Consider the following 4,044-nt stretch of genomic DNA (forward strand, 5'->3'; position numbering starts at 1 on the left):
CCCGCCATGAATGGCGAGGTTTTACGGCGCAGGGGATAAAAGGGTGTTCTTCGCGGGTGATGATGGCATTTTGATCGTAAAACACCGGCTCAGTGAAAATCAGCCATTTTTCACGGGCAGGGGTTTGGTTAAGGAAGCTCATGATTTGACAGCGACCACTTTTGGAAGCGGCAAGGCTTTCTTCCCAATTAAGCACAGGGTAGAGCTCTACTCTAATCCCCACTCGCTTAGCAACCAGTTGCAATAGGTCTGCCCCGATCCCCTCATGCTGCCCTTGTTCGTTAATGCGCTCGAACGGTGCCCAATCTGGGTCAACGCAGACTTTAATAACCGGATGTTGCGCGAGATACCGTTGTTCTTCTGCAGAAAGAGAAACGCTATGCGCTGCCACCACCGGCTGGCTTAACCCTATCCCCAACAGCAAGATCAAGCAAAAACTAGCGATCTTCATCATCAGCCAAATCATCTGCCATCCGACCAATGGCATGACTCCATGCAAGGGCTTCTGCCTGCGCTTTTGCAACGCGAGTGAGCTGGAAGCCATACTTTTGTAACACCGGAAAGCTAATTCCTAACCGATCATGGCGTTCTTGTTCAATCACCTCGGCAATTTCCAAAAATGGGTAGAGTGGGCCGCTTTGATTCAGTAAGGCTTGGCGAATACTGGGAGACAGATAGGGCATGGCCGCTAAAATTTGTGCCATCGGTGCAGTGAAAAGTGTCGAGGCCATCGACAACAAACCACATAAAAAAGCCTCTTCGCTCAGTTTGGGATGGCTTTGCATCGCTAATAATTCCATCAACCGCGCCCGTGCTGCTACCGTGCGAAATAACGGACTGCCAACCGCCATGTTTTCTTGTTCTAAATACAATAACAACTGTAACCAGCGTCGTAGCTGATGGCGGCCTAGTGCCGTGATAGCATGGCGAACAGAACGAATCGGGTGGCTGAATCCTGCGGCAACAGAGTTGGTCATTCGCAATAAATTCATTGCCAAACTCGGCACTTCTTTGAATACCCGTTCTAGTGCACTGGTTTCCGCTTCCACCGCTAATAAAGACAACAGTTCTAATACCCGTAGCCGTGAGACATCAAGCCGCTGTGCCCGCAACACTTCCGGACGCGAGAAAAAATACCCCTGAAACAAGGTAAACCCGAGTTCTAAACACGCTTGGGCTTGTTGCTGTGTTTCAACACGTTCGGCCAGTCGCTTGGCACGGTAGGGAACGATATGACTCAACAGGGCGGGCAGTTGTGCTTCAACCTCAGGCAGCAAGGGAATTTTGATGATATCGACGATTTTCAGCAGAGGAATCCACTTTGGATCGAATTCACAAAAATCATCTAATGCCAGTGTGAAGCCGGCGGCTTGTACGGCGCGGCAGCGTTGAATAAATTCCGGTGTCGGTTCGACATGCTCCAAAATTTCTAACACCACTTTATCTTTTGGCAATAACTCGACCATCTCGCTATTGAGAAAGGCGGCATTGACATTGATAAAGCCGCGATATTCGCCCAACACATTACACATCAGGGTTTGGCCAAAGGCTGCCGAGATGACCTGAGCAGTAGCTTTACAGTCATCATCAATCACCGCCCGATTCTGCCCCCCGTCGCGAAATAAAAGCTCATACCCCACCAAGTCAAATTGGTGATTCAAAATGGGCTGTCGCCCGACAAAGACTGGGGAGGAGGGAGAATCAGACATAGCAAAAGTGACTTAAAACAAAATTGCAGCAAATCATACGCAAGAGCTTGCCTCTTGACATGATTCTCTTGCAACAAAGCGTTTTTTTATGACTTAGGGTCGAGGGGTGGCACATCGTTTGGCTGATGTTGTGCCAAATACTGCATCTGTTTACACATCCCACGCAAAATATCAACTTCTTCGCGTTGCAGACGGGCACGGTCGAATAGCGTGGAAATGCGCCGCATTAAACGCTCGCCATTACGGCGGCGGAAAAAGCCGATATCTTCCAAGCTGGTGGCCAGATGTCGGTAGAAACCTTGCACTTCCTCTCGCGTGGCTAAGTCGATGTTTGGCCGCAGGTGGTCGAGGTTGTCGTTATATTGTTGAAACACCTCATAACACATCACCTGCACCGCTTGTGCCAAATTGAGCGAAAAATAAGCCGGATTACCTGGGATGGTAACCAGTAAATTACAGCGTTCCACTTCCTCAATCGACAAGCCAAAAGTTTCATTACCAAACACCAAAGCCACTTCTTGCCCACTGCGCGCCAACGCCAATAAATCGGCCACGGCAGTACGGGGTGGATGAAGGTCGGCGGCGATTTCTCGGCGGCGGCTAGTCAATGCTGCGGCAACGGTTACATTCTGCAACGCCTCATCCAAACTGTGGCATACCGTTGCGCGTTGCAGCACATCGACAGCACCGCTGGCTAAGGTTTCGGCTTGTGGGTCGGGAAAGTGTTTTGGCTCGACGAGATAGAGTCGGCTGAGTCCCATCGTTTTCATAGCACGGGCAGCAGAGCCAATATTGCCCGGATGGGACGGTCGCGACAGCACAATGCGGATGCGTTGCAAGACATCAAATGATGTGTGATCAAGCACTTGGGACTTATCCATTCTCAGAATGTCGGGTAAAATGTCGCATTATCCAGAAAACCCGAAACTTGTTCGGGTTTTTTCGCTCATTGACATCCACGAATCACGAGAGATTGCCCATGCATCCCATGCTCACCACGGCTATTAAAGCCGCCCGGCGCGCCGCCAACCTTATTCAGCGCGCTTCACATAATCTGGACCTCATTCGCCCCGACCAAAAAGGGCCCAATGATTATGTGAGTGAGGTGGATCGTGCTGCAGAGGCCGCCATTATCGAAGTGATTCGCGAGGCGTATCCTCAACACGCTTTCTTGGGCGAAGAGTCGGGTGCCCAGCGTTTAGGTGAGTCTGAGTATGAATGGATTATCGACCCACTCGATGGCACTACCAACTATCTACATGGCTATCCCCAATACGCGATTTCGATTGCCTTAGTGCATCGTGGCCAAATCACCCAAGCCGTGGTGTACGACCCAAACCGCAACGATCTATTCACCGCCAGCAAAGGCTCCGGTGCATTTCTTAATGATCGCCGTATTCGTGCTGCCCGTCGTATTCAGCTGGCCGAAGCGCTGTTAGTGACAGGTTTCCCCTACTCTAACTTGCAACATTTAGACCTATACTTGGCAACTTTGGGCGATATGATTCGCAAGAGTTCGGGCGTTCGTCGTGAAGGGGCTGCGGCATTGGACTTGTGCTATGTTGCCTGCGGCCGTGCCGATGGTTTTTGGGAGTTTGGTTTAAAGCCGTGGGATATTGCTGCCGGTAGTTTGATTGCCCAAGAAGCTGGCGCGATTGTGACGGATGTATTTGGTGAAGAAAATTGGTTAAACAGCGGTGATATTGTTGCCGCTAGTCCAAAAATCTTAAATCAGATGTTACAAACCTTGGCCCCACATCTGAGCAACTATCGCTAAACAAATGGGCGCTAGACGACAAGCGGCTGACACGTTATCATCTCGCCCTTACTCTTTGCACCCGTAGCTCAGCTGGATAGAGTACTGCCCTCCGAAGGCAGGGGTCGGACGTTCGAATCGTCTCGGGTGCGCCAGCATACGAAAAATAGGCACTGTTCGCAGTGCCTATTTTTTTGTCATTACTCTCTGGAAAATAGTGCTTCACCAAATTTTTTCAGGGTGGTTGGGTCAAGCCTCAAAAATATCCTCCAACCGCTGCGCTCGGGTTAACGACACCCCCCATTGCTGCAACTCCTCCGGCGTCGCTGCCCGTAACCGCGACAACACCCAATCCGGTAATGGCTGGCCAAACCGCGCTTCGATTAACGTGCGAAGAAGGATTTGCATGGCTTGCTTACCTTTTTCTAGACCCTTTTCTAGACCTTTTTGGATGCCTTCTTCTATGCCCTCTTCCCGTGCCGTAATGATGTCGGTGTTGTAATCCCACACCGCCCGTTGCCGTGCAATGGCGCGCAGTTGTTCTTCTTTGGTTTGGCTGAGGGTTTCTAAAGAGCGTAA

Annotated in this window: 5 protein-coding genes and 1 tRNA gene; 2 read left to right on the top strand and 4 right to left on the bottom strand. The window is 50.6% G+C overall.

Going from position 1 to position 4,044, the window contains the following annotated elements; all coding sequences use genetic code 11:
- From G465_RS14790 to G465_RS14795, 3 genes are all read right to left on the bottom strand, one after another.
- Positions 1-454 (bottom strand): transporter substrate-binding domain-containing protein (locus G465_RS14790; RefSeq protein WP_211213787.1); only part of this gene is annotated, 454 nt, incomplete at its 3' end.
- Entirely contained in the window at positions 438-1,709 is a 1,272-nt protein-coding gene (locus tag G465_RS0112545; RefSeq protein WP_022654785.1) for an EAL and HDOD domain-containing protein, read from the bottom strand. The genes G465_RS14790 and G465_RS0112545, both read right to left, overlap by 17 nt.
- A gap of 86 nt (positions 1,710-1,795) precedes the next feature.
- Positions 1,796-2,590 (bottom strand): RNA methyltransferase, encoded by a 795-nt coding sequence (locus G465_RS14795; RefSeq protein ID WP_022654786.1) that lies wholly within the window; start codon positions 2,588-2,590, stop codon positions 1,796-1,798.
- A gap of 98 nt (positions 2,591-2,688) precedes the next feature.
- Between G465_RS14795 and G465_RS0112555 the strand changes: the two genes are divergently transcribed.
- Both G465_RS0112555 and G465_RS0112560 read left to right on the top strand, forming a co-directional pair.
- The gene (locus G465_RS0112555) at positions 2,689-3,486 is read left to right on the top strand and encodes an inositol monophosphatase family protein (RefSeq protein ID WP_022654787.1); all 798 of its coding nucleotides are present in this window, start codon (positions 2,689-2,691) and stop codon (positions 3,484-3,486) included.
- A gap of 57 nt (positions 3,487-3,543) precedes the next feature.
- Positions 3,544-3,620, top strand: a tRNA-Arg gene (locus G465_RS0112560).
- A 94-nt stretch (positions 3,621-3,714) separates the two neighbouring features.
- On the opposite strand, the gene G465_RS15970 is transcribed toward G465_RS0112560, so the two are convergent.
- On the bottom strand, positions 3,715-4,044 hold a 330-nt coding region (locus G465_RS15970), incomplete at its 5' end, for an RpnC/YadD family protein (RefSeq protein WP_022654788.1).

Source organism: Aquaspirillum serpens DSM 68 (assembly GCF_000420525.1).
Taxonomy (GTDB): domain Bacteria; phylum Pseudomonadota; class Gammaproteobacteria; order Burkholderiales; family Aquaspirillaceae; genus Aquaspirillum; species Aquaspirillum serpens.

Bases quoted from the DNA above. Each gene is read 5' to 3' on its own strand.
- G465_RS0112545 (WP_022654785.1), bottom strand. From the start codon at position 1,709: ATGTCTGATTCTCCCTCCTCCCCAGTCTTTGTCGGGCGACAGCCCATT.
- G465_RS14795 (WP_022654786.1), bottom strand. From the start codon at position 2,590: ATGGATAAGTCCCAAGTGCTTGATCACACATCATTTGATGTCTTGCAA.
- G465_RS0112555 (WP_022654787.1), top strand. From the start codon at position 2,689: ATGCATCCCATGCTCACCACGGCTATTAAAGCCGCCCGGCGCGCCGCC.